Consider the following 13,262-nt stretch of genomic DNA (forward strand, 5'->3'; position numbering starts at 1 on the left):
CAGGCTTTGACCAGAGCGGCATCGGCCGGAGTTTCGAACGGTGGCACGCCGTCAAAGAGCGGCTCGAATTCCAGGGACAGTTCCCGGCGGTCCGCGATCGGCTGAACCTTGCTCAGGATGGTCTGGCGCAGGGTTTCCATGTTCATGCCCGGCAACGGGCGCAGATCAAAGTGCAGCTCGCACTGGGCACAGATACGGTTTGGATTGTCACCACCGTGGATGCAGCCAAGGTTCAGGGTTGGAAACTGTACCTCGAAGTTCGGGTTCCGGTACTTTTCCTGCCAGCCTGACCGGAGTGCCAGCAACTCGGTAAGCGCTTCGTGCATTCCTTCCATGGCGTTGCGGCCGAGGGCCGGATTGGAGGAATGACCGGACTGGCCCTCGAATTTCAGGCGCTCCATCATGATGCCCTTGTGCATGCGCACCGGTTTCAGGCTGGTCGGCTCGCCGATGACCGCGTAGCGGGCCTTGGGCTTGCCAGCTTCTGCCAGGGCCCGGGCACCGTCCATGGAGCTCTCTTCGTCGGCAGTGGCCAGTATAATCAGGGGCTGCTTGAGATCCTCGTCCACAAAGGCCCTGGCTGCTTCAATGGCCAGCGGGAAAAAGCCTTTCATGTCGCAGGTACCCAGCCCGTACCAGCGATTGTCCCGCTCGGTCAGGGTAAAGGGGTCGCTCTGCCAGCGTTTGTCATCAAAGGGCACCGTATCGGTATGGCCGGACAACACAAGACCGCCCGGGCCGCTGCCAAGGGTTCCGATCAGGTTGAATTTTCCGGGCATGCCTGGCACTTCCAGGATTTCCACGGAAAACCCGAGGGCTTCCAGCCATTCTGCCAGGGTTCGCACCACGGGCTCGTTACTATGATCCCATTTTGCCGACGCGCTGCTGATTGAGGGCAGAGATATCAGGCGGGCAAGCATGTCACGAATGCCCGGCACCACTGCGGATTTGCTATCGGACTGCGACATAGTTTCCTCTCAGATTCCCATTGGAATCATTGTGCACGGCCACGCCGCCAGACTTCAAAGTTGGTAATCGCCCGGATCAACATCGGGTAGGCAACTTCACCGCCAGCGATAACCCGCGCCACTTCCAGCTCGCGTTCGCTGACGCTCACCAGACGCCCTTCCACCACGTTCTCGTTGGAAAGCGTTACCCGGACCTGCCGGTCAACCCATTGTTCAGCGGCTTCAAGACTCGCCGGATACCAGGTTTCGGTCTCAGGATCCTCCCGTGGCACCACCGGCTCGACGGCCACCTCTGGTGTTTCCTGAACAACCGGCTCAGCCTCGGCCAGATAGACGTCCGGCACGCCTGCACCGTTGTAACGAACTGGCCAGCTCATGCCCGCACCCTCGTTTTCAGCCGTTCTTACAGGCACTCCGAGCAGAGGCTGGGCCGGCTGCACATCTACCGTGAGCTCACCGCCCTCCAGCAGCCACTGCCGGTACAACGCTTTCAGCTGGTCACTGGCGGCCAGGCCCCGGGCTTCAAGCCCGGCAGACAGCGCCTGCACTGCGCGCCCGGCCCATTCTCCGGTTTCGATACCGGCTTCGCGGGCGCAATAGGCGGCGATGCGACGCATCAGGCCACCATCACGCAAGGTCAGCGTCATCGGCTCGGCGCCACCGGAAACGGTCAGCTCGGCATCCTGGATCCGGATTCGGGCATCACGCCAGTCCAGCTCCAGACTGCCGGTGCTGACGGTATTCAACTCAGCATGGAGATTGCCCGGAGTCTGTCGCACAAAGCCATCCCCGGCGAGTGCTGTGATGCCCATGCGGATCAGGTCACCACTACCCAGCTGTTGGCGCGGATCTGGCGCGCAGGAAAGCGCAAACAAGGCCGGATCGCCCTCGCTGTTGGCGCCTTCTGCAGTAACCCAGTTACGAAGCATTGTCGGGTCGAGGGTCAGGCCAAGGCCGTCGAGTCGCAAGGTCCATTGTTCCGGCATGCCAGCCGGGTCGAACAGGACAGAGAGCAAGCTGACAGGTGAGCCGGTATCAAGCTCCACCCTCGCCATGTCCAGAGGCTGGGTGAGCTCGAAATCCTGCCAGCTGGCGTCGTTGAGAACCAACCGGCCCTCGACGCCGGAACTGATGCTGCCCCTGTGCAGAACACCGTGGGGCTCCAGCGCCTGTCTCGCCTCGGCCATGCGCTGATCCGCCAGCCACCAGACCCCCGCCTTGAATGCGGCAAAGCCGACCAGAACCAGTATTACCAGCGTCGCAAGCAGGCGCTTCATCCGGAGACTCCTTGTCGGGTGCCGTCAGTTACGGGAAATCAGGGTGCCGACACCCTCATCAGTGAAGATCTCCAACAGACACGCATGAGCGACCCTGCCGTCGATAATATGGGACGTGCGCACGCCGTTTTCGACGGCACTCAGTGCACAACGGATCTTGGGGAGCATGCCACCATGAATGGTGCCGTCCTCAATGAGATCATTGACCTGCTTGGCCGTTAGCCCGGTAAGCACCTTGTCTTCCTTGCTCTTGAGACCGGAGACGTTGGTCAGCAGCATCAGCTTCTCGGCCTTCATGGCCTCGGCCACCTTACCCGCCACCAGATCCGCATTGATGTTGTAGGAGGCGCCATCCGGTCCCACGCCAATCGGTGCAATCACGGGAATCAGGTTGCTGCGGGTAAGCATCTCAATCACATCCACGTTGACACTGGCGACCTCGCCCACATGGCCGATGTCGATAATCTCCGGGCGTTCCAGTTCGGGAGAGCGGTCGACCACCTCCAGCTTGCGGGCTCGTATCAGATTGGCGTCTTTCCCCGTGAGCCCAACGGCCATGCCACCGTGAGAATTAATCAGGGACACGATTTCCTTGTTCACCTGACCACCAAGCACCATCTCCACCACATCCATGGTTTCGGAATCGGTTACCCGCATGCCGTTGACGAATCGGGACTGGATGTTCAAACGCTCCAGCAGCTCGCCGATCTGCGGGCCACCGCCATGGACAACGATCGGGTTGATGCCTACAAGTTTCATCAGCACCACATCGCGGGCAAAACTGCTCTTCAGGTCTTCGTTTTCCATGGCGTTACCGCCGTACTTGATGACCACGGTCTTGCCGGTAAATCTCTGAATATAAGGCAGGCCCCGGCTAAGTACCGAAGCTACCTGCATTGCTGTTTCACGATCCAGCGCCATGTTTTTGCCTTGTTGATCCTGTATTGAAACTTGCCTGTGAAACTCGGTGACTGCGAATCAGAAATCCGCCACCAGATCCGGCGCTGCCTTCTGCAGCTGGTCACGGAACACAGACTTGATACGCTCCAGCGCCTCGTCGGTCTCCGCTTCAAAGCGTAAGACCAGCACCGGCGTGGTGTTTGATGCCCGGCACAGCCCCCAGCCGTCGGCGTAGTCCACCCGGATGCCGTCGATGGTGCTGATATTGCCGTCACCGAAATCCCCGGACTCGCCGAGGCGTTTGATAATGTCGAACTTGGAACTTTCCGTCACTTCGACATTCAGCTCTGGCGTACTGATGTCATCCGGGAAATCCTCGAAAACTTCATCGCTGTGACGATCCTCAATGCCCAGAATTTCCAGCAGGCGGGCCGCAGAATACAGACCGTCATCAAACCCGTACCAGCGCTCGCCAAAGAAAATATGACCACTCATTTCCCCGGCCAGCAAAGCGCCAGTCTCTTTCATTTTTGCCTTCATCAGGGAATGACCGGTTTTCCACATGATCGGTCGGCCCCCGGCTTCTGAAATCACCCCGGCCAGCCTGCGGCTGCACTTCACATCGTAAAGGACATCAGCCCCCGGATTACGTGAAACCACATCCCGGGCGAACAGCATCATCAGCCGGTCCGGCCAGATAATCTTGCCGGAATTGGTTACTACACCGAGACGGTCACCATCGCCGTCGAAGGCCAAACCGATATCGGCCCCTTCCGATTCAACCCGGGCAATCAGATCCGCCAGATTCGCTGGCTTACCTGGGTCGGGATGGTGATTCGGGAAGTCACCGTCCACCTCGCAGTAGAGCGGAATCACTTCGCAGCCCAGCTCCTCGATCAGCATGGGTGCCAGCTCCCCGGCAATGCCATTGCCGGCATCGACGACCACCTTGAGCGGTGCCGCTACCGCAATATCGCCAACAATCCTGTCCAGGTAAGCACGGCGCACATCCTCGGTGCTCTGGCTGCCCCGACCGCTGGCAAAATCTCCGGTCTGGATGCGCTGATACAGTTTCTGGATGGCCTCACCTGAAAGGGTTTCGCCACCCAACATGATTTTCAGGCCGTTATAGTTGGCCGGGTTGTGACTGCCGGTCACCATAACGCCAGAGCCAGTCTGGAGTTCGTGGGTGGCAAAATAGAGGACCGGTGTGGGCACGGCACCCACGTGAATAACGTTGCACCCGGCTGCCATGACACCGCGTGCCAGGGCATCGGCCAAATCCGGGCTGGAATGGCGGCCGTCATAACCAATGCAAAGGCTGTCGACACCGCGCTCCCGGGCCTCCGAACCGATGGCCCGACCGATGACTTCAACGCCCTCGGCGGTCAGGGTTTCGCCGACAATACCCCGAATGTCATAGGCCCGGAAAATATCCTGGGAAAGCTCCACTTGAGGCAGGGCCACCTCTTCCACGTCCGGAGTGTCGCCGGAACCAAAGACGGTATCATCGCCGCTGCCGAAGCCCAGAACGTCCTCATCGCCATCAAGCATGTCGATATCGGGCATGTCCTTGTCCTGGAACAAAGGCTCATCGCCGCCCTTGGCGGCACCACCGCCAGACTTTCCGGAACCGGCCGGCCTGGGTTTGGCGGTTTCTACAGCCTTGGCGACCCGTTTATCAACCACCTGTGACAAACGGTAGAGCACCTCACCGGTTGAGGCGACCATATCCCAACGGAAGGTCGGCAGCTTTACCCGCTCTCCGCCGAACACCTTGTGCGCCCACTGGATCAGGGCCGTCACATCCTGACGCAAGCCCTTCTGGGCCCCGCCCAGCAGTACCCAGACGATGATGGCAGCGATCAACGCGGGCACGCCGACCAGAAGCGCGATCATTACCGTATCAACCGGCGCTGCGGACGATTTTGCAGGGGTGTAGGCTACGGTCCAGTCCGGATTGGAAAGCCGGCGGGATTCCGCGTTTCCGGAGCCGCTGCCGTTACTGACCACGGTGCGGGATGAACCGGACACGGTCTGCACCAGCGCGAGCTGACCACCGAGGCTGGAGTTGACCACTTGCAGCAACGGCTGGATCTGGCCGGAGTCGAAGATAATCAGCAGGCTGCCGATGACCGCATTGCTGGTCGGATTGCGAACCGGGGCTGCCATCTGGACAAACCACCGGTTATCCCGTGGAAACGCGTCGGGAAACAGTCGCTGGCCGGTTTCAGCGCGCCGGGCCAGCTCAAGCCCGGAGAAGCCCAGCAGGCCCTCACTGCTGGAGGTGCGTGGAATGTCACGGTAGGGAAACAGATGCACCGCCTCGATGCCGGGCAGTGAATCCGCCAGCTGCACCTCGGTCGCCGGAATCTCGTTCCGGCTGCTCAGGGCCTGAACGACATGGGGCTGCGTCGCCAGACCATTGACGCTTTTCTGGACCTGGTCAAAATACTGGTTCAGTCGAAGGGCGGCGGCATCCGCTTCCAGAACTTTCAATGACTCGAAGCGTTCCTTTGCAGACGGCTGAACCACCAGAAAATGAAGCAAGGCAACGGCAATCACCCCCGCAAGGACCACGACCAGCGACTGGCTCACCGCCACGGAATTGAGTCTCTTCAGTTTGGGTCCCGAAGAACTGGTTTTTTCCTTCTTCACCGCCTTCTTCGCCGGCTTTTCATCAACGGACGCGTCGGCATCTTTCTTTTTACCCAGCTTCATAGTCCATCCTGCAGTTGTAATTTTATCGTCCTGGACAAGCAGTTATCCGCAAAGTATAGACGCCGGCACAATGTTCTGCGTGGCCGGCTTCCCGGTCACCTTGTGCCGGTGGAGCCAAAGCCGCCTTCACCGCGGGCGCTGGCGTCGAATTCCGAAACCACCTCAAAATCAGCCTGCACAACGGGTACCAGCACCAACTGTGCCAGACGCTCCCCCACATCCACGGTAAAGCTGGTGCGCCCCCGGTTCCAGCAGGACACCATTAACTCGCCCTGGTAATCCGAATCAATCAAGCCCACCAGGTTGCCAAGCACTATACCGTGCTTGTGGCCGAGCCCGCTTCGGGGCAGGATCATGGCCGCCAGCGATGGATCGGCAATGTGGATCGACAACCCTGTCCTGATCAGTTGGGTATCGCCCGGCTCGAGGGTCAGCGGCTCGTCCAGACAGGCCCGAAGATCAAGGCCTGCGGAGCCTTCGGTGGCATACTCGGGAAAGGGAATCTGGCTGCCAATGCGATCATCCAGAATACGTACCTGAAGATTTTTCCTGCTCATGAGGGGTCCTGTCGATTGTAGTGCAGGTGCGCTTCGCTGAGTCAGCGGGCGGCCTGACCAAGATGTTCACCTATCATCGCCACAAGCTGTCGGGCAATGTTCGTTTTGCTGTCGGGACCGATCGACGTCTGGCCACCCGGCCAGAATACGCTCACCGCATTGTTGTCGCTGTTAAAGCCCAGCCCGGGCGTAGACACATCGTTGGCCACGATCATGTTCAGTTTCTTGCGTTGCATTTTGTCGGTGGCGTAGCTCGCCACATCGGTGGTTTCGGCCGCGAAACCTACGCTAAAAGGCGCATCGTCGCGGCCGGCTATGGTAGCCAGGGTGTCGGGATTGCGCACCAGCGAGAGCGCCATGGCGTCACTGGACTTCTTGATCTTGTCTCCGGCACAGGTTTCCGGACGGTAATCGGCGACCGCAGCTGTCGCAATAAACAGGTCACAGCCCTCATCCACGGCGTTTGAGGCTTCCTGCAACATGTCCTCGGCCGTTAACACCGGACGAACCTCGACACCGTTAGGCGCGGAAAGCGCTACCGGACCACTGACCAGAATCACCCGGGCACCTGCCTTCTGCGCCTCGCTGGCCAGGGCATAACCCATTTTCCCGGAGCTGTGATTGCTTATATAGCGCACCGGGTCGATAGGCTCTCGGGTCGGGCCTGCAGTAATCACGACCGTCTTGCCAGCGAGCACGCCTGTGCGACCGTGATCGACAAGCGCAACAATGTCCTCCGGCTCCAACATTCTCCCTGGCCCGGTATCACCACAGGCCTGCGCTCCCTGAGCCGGCCCCCATAATTCGATCTGGGGATCCTCTTCAAGCAGCCGGATATTTCTCTGGGTACGGCCATTGCTCCACATTGCCTGATTCATCGCAGGCACCACGGCAATGGGCGCCTCGGTTGCACAACAAACGGTGGTTAACAGATCGTCGGCCATCCCCTGGGCAAGGCGGGCGATAAAATCGGCCGACGCCGGCGCAACGACCAACTGATCAGCCCACTTGGCCAGTTCAATATGCCCCATACCAGCTTCCGCCTCAGGGTCCAGCAAGGACGTCCTCACGGGCTCGCCACTGAGGGCCTGAAAGGTCAGTGGTGCCACGAACGCTTCCGCCCCGCGGGTCATAACAACCCTCACCTCATGGCCCGCTTTCTTTAACTGGCGAACCAGCTCGGCACTTTTATAGGCAGCGATACCACCGGTTACTCCCAGGAGGATTCGTCTGGCGGCCATAGGGGCTCCGTTTCCGCATAAAATGAAAGGCTTATAAGATAGCATGCTCAGGCCGCAGCGACAGCCTGCCAGACCCGGCATACGTTTACCGATTGTTAGTTTTTAAAGTAACCTTTGTAACCCTGAGATGCCCGTCGCGGTGCAGGAAGCACCAGGGCAGGAGACAACCAATGCAAGGAAGCCACGATGTCAGACCCCGCCTGGCCCACGGACGAACGTCCACGGGAACGCCTGCTCGCCCACGGACCGCAAACCCTCTCCGACGCCGAACTGCTCGCCCTGTTTTTACGCACCGGCACCACCGGCATGCCGGTCATGGCATTGGCTCGCCACCTGATTGAGGAGTTTTCCGGGCTTCGGGGGTTGCTGACGGCTTCCCGTCGCCAGTTCTGCGATGTCAAAGGTCTGGGAACCGCCAAATACGCCCAGGTTCAGGCGGCCATGGAAATGGCGCGCCGGGTCATGGATGAACCATTGCGCCAGGGTGATCCCCTGCGCTCTCCCGAAGATACCCGCCGCTTTCTTACCAGTCGGCTCGGCACCTACCCGCACGAGGTTTTCGCAGGCCTGTTTCTGGACAATCGCCATCGCGTTATTCAATACCGTGAGTTGTTCCGGGGCACCATCGATGGCGCGGCCGTCTATCCGCGGGAAGTGGTGCGACAGGCTCTGGAGGACAATGCAGCAGCGGTGATTTTCGCTCACAACCACCCGTCGGGCGTCGCCGAACCGAGCCAGGCCGACATTTCCCTCACCCGCCGCTTGAAAGAGGCCCTCGGACTGGTGGATATCAGGGTTCTTGACCATATGGTTGTTGGCCATGGTGAGGTAGTATCTCTCGCTGAACGGGGTCTGCTGTAAAGCCCGATGGTTAACCGTGCACGTCAATGCCGGAAAACTGGCCAAATTCCCAACAATTTTTTGCGTTGGGGGGTGAGTTCTGGTATAAAAGCGTCCCTTTCTGGCGGCGTCTGGCGAGCAGCGTTCAGTTTAGAGGCGCGAATGGGGGCGTAATAGCTCCTTAGCAACCAGAGACGCATTAAAAACGAATTCGTATTATTGAGACCATTGCTCAGGTCGGAGGCAAGTATGTCCAGAGTTTGTCAGGTTACCGGTAAGCGTCCGGTATCCGGTAACAACGTTTCCCACGCGATGAACCACACTCGTCGTCGTTTTCTGCCGAATCTGCAGAACCATCGTTTCTGGGTTGAGTCCGAGAAGCGTTTCGTGAAGCTGCGCGTATCCACCAAGGGCATGCGCATCATCGACAAAAAAGGCATTGACGCTGTGCTGGCCGATCTTCGTGCCCGCGGCGAGAAATTTTAAGGAGCCGCATCATGCGCGAGAAAATCAAGCTGGTTTCATCAGCAGGTACTGGTCACTTCTACACGACCAAGAAGAACAAGCGTAACACTCCGGAAAAAATCGAGATCAAAAAGTACGATCCGGTTGTCCGCAAGCACGTTGCGTACAAGGAAGCCAAGATCAAGTAATTCCTGATCCGGCATCCAAAAAAGCCCGGCCAATGCGCCGGGCTTTTTTTTGACTTGATGCTATTCAGAACTTCTCCAGGTAGCCCTCCGGCAACGCCACATCCATGGCGATGGGCAGGTGATCCGACATCGGATAACTCACCACCTCGGACCGGCGGATCTCGAGTGAAGGACTTACCAGGATATGATCCAAAGCTTTCTCCGGCCGCCAGCTGGGGAAGCTATGGGCGGTATCCGGTAGCGGCACCAGATCGGTTTCCCTGAGGGGCGTCTGAGTCAGTAGCTGTTCGGCATGGGCGTTCATATCTCCCATCAGAACCACATGCCGGTAGTCGGCAATCAGCTCCCGGATGTAACCCAGCTGGCGTTGCTGAGCCGTCTTGCTAAGGGAAAGGTGCATCAGCACCAGCACCAGTGGATCATGCTCGGTTCCGTATCGGGCGATGATGGCGCCCCGGCCCGGAATCAGGCCCGGCAACTTGTGTTCGGTAACGTCAAGGGGCCGATACCGGCTCAGCAGGCCATTGCTGTGCTGGGCGATCTGACCGAGATTCCGGTTCAATTGCTGGTACCAGTAGGGAATGCCGGCCGCTTCGGCCAGATATTGCACCTGGTTGATATAGCCGCTGCGCAGACTGCCCCCATCGCACTCCTGCAAAGCGACCACGTCGTACCCGCGCAGCAGGGAGGCAATCCGATCCAGATTTTCGATACGGTTACGGTGAGGCAGTATGTGCTGCCAGCTTCGTGTGAGGTAATGACGGTAGGACGAGGTGTTGATTCCCACCTGAATATTGAAGGTGAGCAGGCGGATGTGCCGTTGCGGCTCGAACTCGGGGACATGTTCGGTCCCGGAGCAGGCACCCCTGGGCCCGCCGGCCGGCCTCAGGATGCCATTCAACTGCTTTCGGATATGCTTGTACATAGTGGCGGCCTCAACCGGCCGGCTGGTCTTTGCAATGGGGCCGGAATCCGTAACGGGGGTTATTCCACCTCGCCACGCTCTTTGGCGACAAGGTAGTCCACCACGTCGAGAACGGCCTCATGGCTGCCGGCCATGGATGCACTGACAGTGTACTTGCCATTAACCAGCATAGTCGGCGTTCCGGTAATCCGCGCGCCACGGATTTTCGATTGAGCTTTCTGCATACGGGCATTCACGCCAAAGCTTTTGTAAGTGCTGACAAACTCATCCGGATCTACACCGTAATCCGCAACAAAGTCGGCCAGGGCTTCAGGGGTATTCAGCGGTCGACGCTCACCGGCAAGCGCCTCGAACAGGGCATCGTGCACCTTGTCCAGCTCCCCCATGGCCTCAAGCGCATAAAAAGCGTAGGCGTGGGGTTCCCAGTTTCTGCCCAGTGCCGCAGGGATCTTCACGTAATTGACGTAATCAGGAGCACTGGCCGCCCACTCCTCAATCAGAGGTTTGAAGTTGTAACAATGGGGGCAGCCATACCAGAAGACTTCCGCTACCTCGACACCGGAATCGCTTTCGGTTCTTACCGGGTTATCCAACCGGTTGTAATGGGTCCCTTCTTTCCACTCTGCAGCACTGGCCAGGCCAGAAACAGACAGCGCCAACAGGAGCAGGAAAGCCGTTCTGAAGGATCGAAACATGAAAAATCTCCGGTTATCTGAATATCGTTTTGGGAGGATTATGACCCAGCGTACCTGAAAAGTTCCACAGGTCGGCAGTTACAGAAAAGAAAGGCAGCAAAAAACCCCGCACCAGGCGGGGTTTCTAGCTGCAGACCGGCGGCTTAGTTCAGGCCGGAAATGTAGCTGGAGACCGCTTCGATCTCGGCATCGGTCAGCTTAGAGGCCACGTCCATCATGATCGATGCGTTCACGCCGCTGTCCCGCTCACCATCGCGATAGGCTTGCAACTGCTTGACCAGGTACTCTGCGTTCTGGCCACCGAGCGCCGGGTAGCCGGCCGGCTCGTTGCCAACACCTTGAGGGCTATGGCAGCCGGCGCAAGCTGGGACACCCGTTGCCATGTTGCCGCCACGGTACAGGGCAGCACCCTGATCAACCAGATCCGGATCGGCCTGGCCAACAACCATGTCTTTGGAGTTGAAATAAGCCGCCAGATCCTGCAAATCCTGATCGTCCATGTTATCCAGAATACCGGTCATTTCCGCGATATTCCGCTCTTTATCCTTGATCAACACCAACTGGCGATACAGGTACTTCTCACCAAGGCCAGACAACTTCGGGTATACGCCCATCACCGGCTTGGCACCGCCTTGACCGTGACAACCAGCACATACCGCTGCGTTCTGTTCGCCTGCTTGAGGATCTCCCGCCCCGTGCGCCATCGCTGTGAGGCCAACACCGAGAACTACTCCTGCGATCAGTTTTTTCATGCTCGCTCCGCTTCTCTCATCTTTTAAGGGTATTCTTCGCTATGCAGCCGGCAGGCACTGACCAGTCAGGCTCGAAACCGGGGCTGACAGCGGTCGCGCACAGCGCGCCGCCCGGAATTGGTGTAGCATTATACATTAATCCCTGACAACTGAAATCCAAAGGAAAGCCAACCGCTGTGGACTCTGATCTGACTCAAAAAAGCCTTTCTTTTAACAGCGCCCGATTCCTCATCAGCGCTTCCCGCCTGGATGAGTGCCCGCCGGATTTCGGCGCTGAAGTCGCCTTTGCCGGCCGTTCCAACGCCGGCAAGTCCAGTGCGCTTAATGCGATCACCGCCAACAGCAAGCTGGCCCGCACCAGTAAGACCCCCGGACGCACACGGCTGATCAACTTCTTCTCTCTCAACCGCGAGAATTGCCGAATGGTCGATTTGCCCGGGTACGGCTATGCCAAAGTATCCCGGGACATGAAAGACGATTGGCAAAAGCACCTGGGCCACTATCTGAATGACCGGCGCTGTTTACGCGGCCTGGTTCTGGTGATGGACATTCGCCACCCACTGACCGATTTCGACCAAATGATGGTGGAATGGTGCGAACATAACAACCTGCCGCTGATGATTCTGGCCACCAAAGCCGACAAATTGAAATACGGCCAGGCCAAGACCGCCATGCTGGGCATTGCCAAGAACCTGAAATCGTATTCCTGCGTCGAACATCTGATCATGTTCTCTGCAACGTCAAAACGGGGCGTGGACGAATGCCGGGAGGCCTTGATCGAGTGGCTGGAAGCGGAGTAACAAGGAATTAAAGGGTGCCACCGCATTCTATCCGGTAACCGAGGTCAATCACCTGTTCGCCCATGTCCGCGCCGGACAGGCGAGCGATCAGGGCCTCAGCCGCCCTTTGGCCCACCTGCTCACGTGGCGTAATGACGCTGGCCAGCGTCGGCACCATGACCTGGCCAACATTGTGGCCGTGAAAGCCTGCTATCGCCATCTGGCCCGGCACCTCGATACCCTGCCGCTGGCACTCGAAAAAAGCGCCTATAGCCACGTCGTCGTTGGTGCAGAAGATCGCGTCAGTGTCCGGCGCTTCGATGAGTATGCGTTGCAGCAATGTGGCGCCGACACTGAATGATGAGCGCTGTTCACTGCGCAGGGTAACGGGAATCAGCCCCTGCTCCTCCATGGCGCGGGTGTAACCTTCCTGTCGTTGCAACGTGCGAGCATCCAGCCGAACCGCCAGGTACACAACATGGCGGCGACCACGGCGAATCATCTCCCGCACCATGTCATAGGCCGCACGCACATTGTCAAAACCCACCGCCTGCTCGAAGGGCGTCGTGTGGGTGTCCATGATTTCCACCGTGGGCACGCCTGCTGTTCCCAGCATTCGCAGGGTGCGGTCGGTGTGCTGGCTTTCCGACAGAATCACGCCATCAACGTTGTAGGACAGTAGCGAGGCCAGACTGCGCTCTTCCACCTCGCGGCTGTAACCGTAGTGGGCCAGCATCAGGTGATAGCCCGCCGGTTCAGTGACTGATTCGATCCCCTTGATGACATCGGCGAAGACCTGGTTGGTCAGCGATGGCAGCAGCACACCGATTGCGTGGCTGGTGGATTTGGAAAGCAGATCCGGCGCCCTGTTCGGGATGTAACCCAGCGCCTCGGCCTCGGCGAAAATCCGCTCACGCATGTGTTCAGACACATTATTGCCGCCCCGCAGGCAAC

At 58.8% G+C, this 13,262-nt stretch carries 14 protein-coding genes; 4 read left to right on the forward strand and 10 right to left on the reverse strand.

The window, feature by feature from the left end; translation table 11 throughout:
• The 6 genes from argE to coaBC all read right to left on the reverse strand — a co-directional run.
• Nucleotides 1-968, reverse strand: a 968-nt coding sequence (gene argE / locus B2W52_RS09710) for an acetylornithine deacetylase (RefSeq protein WP_286802768.1), incomplete at its 3' end; no start/stop codon positions are given.
• 26 nt (nucleotides 969-994) lie between these two features.
• Nucleotides 995-2,245 carry an acetylornithine deacetylase gene (locus B2W52_RS09715; RefSeq protein ID WP_273068928.1) on the reverse strand — a complete coding sequence of 417 codons (1,251 nt, stop codon included), beginning with the start codon at nucleotides 2,243-2,245 and terminating at the stop codon, nucleotides 995-997.
• A gap of 24 nt (nucleotides 2,246-2,269) precedes the next feature.
• A complete protein-coding gene (gene argB / locus B2W52_RS09720; RefSeq protein ID WP_008173452.1) occupies nucleotides 2,270-3,166 on the reverse strand; it encodes an acetylglutamate kinase in 897 nt (298 codons plus the stop codon).
• A gap of 57 nt (nucleotides 3,167-3,223) precedes the next feature.
• Nucleotides 3,224-5,866, reverse strand: a complete 2,643-nt coding sequence (locus B2W52_RS09725) for a phosphomannomutase/phosphoglucomutase (RefSeq protein WP_053113170.1) — start codon at nucleotides 5,864-5,866, stop codon at nucleotides 3,224-3,226.
• A 95-nt stretch (nucleotides 5,867-5,961) separates the two neighbouring features.
• Nucleotides 5,962-6,423: a dUTP diphosphatase gene (dut, locus tag B2W52_RS09730; protein WP_008173456.1), complete on the reverse strand. Its 462-nt coding sequence runs from the start codon at nucleotides 6,421-6,423 to the stop codon at nucleotides 5,962-5,964.
• 41 nt (nucleotides 6,424-6,464) lie between these two features.
• The gene (gene coaBC, locus B2W52_RS09735) at nucleotides 6,465-7,664 is read right to left on the reverse strand and encodes a bifunctional phosphopantothenoylcysteine decarboxylase/phosphopantothenate--cysteine ligase CoaBC (protein ID WP_053113171.1); all 1,200 of its coding nucleotides are present in this window, start codon (nucleotides 7,662-7,664) and stop codon (nucleotides 6,465-6,467) included.
• A 186-nt stretch (nucleotides 7,665-7,850) separates the two neighbouring features.
• Between coaBC and radC the strand changes: the two genes are divergently transcribed.
• From radC to rpmG, 3 genes are all read left to right on the forward strand, one after another.
• Nucleotides 7,851-8,525: a RadC family protein gene (gene radC, locus B2W52_RS09740; protein WP_008173460.1), complete on the forward strand. Its 675-nt coding sequence runs from the start codon at nucleotides 7,851-7,853 to the stop codon at nucleotides 8,523-8,525.
• Nucleotides 8,526-8,753: 228 nt separating this feature from the next.
• Nucleotides 8,754-8,990, forward strand: a complete 237-nt coding sequence (gene rpmB / locus B2W52_RS09745) for a 50S ribosomal protein L28 (RefSeq protein ID WP_008173462.1) — start codon at nucleotides 8,754-8,756, stop codon at nucleotides 8,988-8,990.
• An 11-nt stretch (nucleotides 8,991-9,001) separates the two neighbouring features.
• Nucleotides 9,002-9,157, forward strand: coding sequence for a 50S ribosomal protein L33 (rpmG, locus tag B2W52_RS09750; protein ID WP_008173465.1), 156 nt, complete (start codon nucleotides 9,002-9,004; stop codon nucleotides 9,155-9,157).
• A 64-nt stretch (nucleotides 9,158-9,221) separates the two neighbouring features.
• Here the strand turns inward: rpmG and B2W52_RS09755 are convergent, their stop codons facing one another.
• The 3 genes from B2W52_RS09755 to B2W52_RS09765 form a co-directional block, all read right to left on the reverse strand.
• Nucleotides 9,222-10,082, reverse strand: a complete 861-nt coding sequence (locus tag B2W52_RS09755; protein ID WP_286802774.1) for an endonuclease/exonuclease/phosphatase family protein — start codon at nucleotides 10,080-10,082, stop codon at nucleotides 9,222-9,224.
• A gap of 59 nt (nucleotides 10,083-10,141) precedes the next feature.
• A complete protein-coding gene (locus tag B2W52_RS09760; RefSeq protein WP_008173469.1) occupies nucleotides 10,142-10,777 on the reverse strand; it encodes a thiol:disulfide interchange protein DsbA/DsbL in 636 nt (211 codons plus the stop codon).
• Between the two features lie 143 nt (nucleotides 10,778-10,920).
• Entirely contained in the window at nucleotides 10,921-11,529 is a 609-nt protein-coding gene (locus B2W52_RS09765) for a c-type cytochrome (RefSeq protein WP_053113173.1), read from the reverse strand.
• A 176-nt stretch (nucleotides 11,530-11,705) separates the two neighbouring features.
• Here B2W52_RS09765 and yihA point away from each other — a divergent pair, with 176 nt between their 5' ends.
• Nucleotides 11,706-12,329, forward strand: a complete 624-nt coding sequence (gene yihA, locus B2W52_RS09770; RefSeq protein WP_008173473.1) for a ribosome biogenesis GTP-binding protein YihA/YsxC — start codon at nucleotides 11,706-11,708, stop codon at nucleotides 12,327-12,329.
• 7 nt (nucleotides 12,330-12,336) lie between these two features.
• Here the strand turns inward: yihA and B2W52_RS09775 are convergent.
• On the reverse strand, nucleotides 12,337-13,262 hold a 926-nt coding region (locus B2W52_RS09775), incomplete at its 5' end, for a substrate-binding domain-containing protein (RefSeq protein ID WP_286802779.1).

It is taken from the genome of Marinobacter sp. UBA2498, from assembly GCF_002341575.1.
GTDB classification, from domain to species: domain Bacteria; phylum Pseudomonadota; class Gammaproteobacteria; order Pseudomonadales; family Oleiphilaceae; genus Marinobacter; species Marinobacter manganoxydans.